This window comes from Cupriavidus sp. DL-D2 (assembly GCF_039710735.1).
In the GTDB taxonomy this organism is placed as follows: domain Bacteria; phylum Pseudomonadota; class Gammaproteobacteria; order Burkholderiales; family Burkholderiaceae; genus Cupriavidus.
In genome coordinates, this window is the sequence record NZ_JBDKXK010000096.1 from 1 (window position 1) to 827 (window position 827).

Here is an 827-nt window from a genome sequence, read left to right on the forward strand (position 1 = left end):
CATCAGGCCGAAGGCGCTGGCGACGGCTACGCCCTGGCTCATCAGTGCCTGGTATTCGTCCACCTGACTGGTGTGCCCGGCGAGGAACGTCCTGCCCGTCAGTTGGGTGATCTGGTCGCGGACCAGCTTCTGCTCGTAGAAGCCATCGCCAAGACGCTTCTGCGTCATCTGCGGATCGATGCCCAAGGCTCCAAGCATGTAGTCGCTGGAGAGGAATCGCGAGTATTGCGTGAAGCGCGGGTCCGTGGCGACGAGGTAGGTGTCGCCCGGCACCGAACGAATCGTGTACAGCCCGTTGGTCGGGAGGGTCAGGTTTGGAATGCCTCCGGCGAGGGGCTGTCCGGGCAAGGTATCGGCGGTCAATCCCGTGCCGCCTTTGCCGCCGCGCGACATCCCGCTTCCTGTCAGCGTTGCCCCCACGGTATCCACCGACTTTACGGAGACCTTCCGCGCGTTGGTCTTGACTGCCTGATTCGCCGTGGCGATGGCGGCCAGCGCGGCGACGGTAGTCGGGGCTTGCGGTGCGCTGGGGTAGGCAACGACCTGTTGCTTCGTGCCAGGCCCGGTACGTCGGTGCCAGACAAACGTCGAGGTGTCCTGCGTGGTCACTCTCTGCTGCAACACCGTGCCGACATCCTCGACCTTCCCGGCAACACGCACGAGGTTCGCGCCCGCTGCCATGGTCGATGACTGGTTGAAGATGCTGCCGCCCTCGCTGTTGATGCGGATGTTGCCGCCAGCCTGGATCTTCGCGGCTTCGGTGGCGCTGATGAGCCGGTCTGTCGCAGTCGTCGTGATGGTGGTGCGCGAAACCTCGGTGTGGTCGG

The 827-nt window shown here is 64.7% G+C and carries 1 pseudogene; it reads right to left on the minus strand.

Annotated elements, in window-relative coordinates:
- Positions 1-827: pseudogene (locus ABDB81_RS29135) on the minus strand (hypothetical protein); the annotation flags it as partial.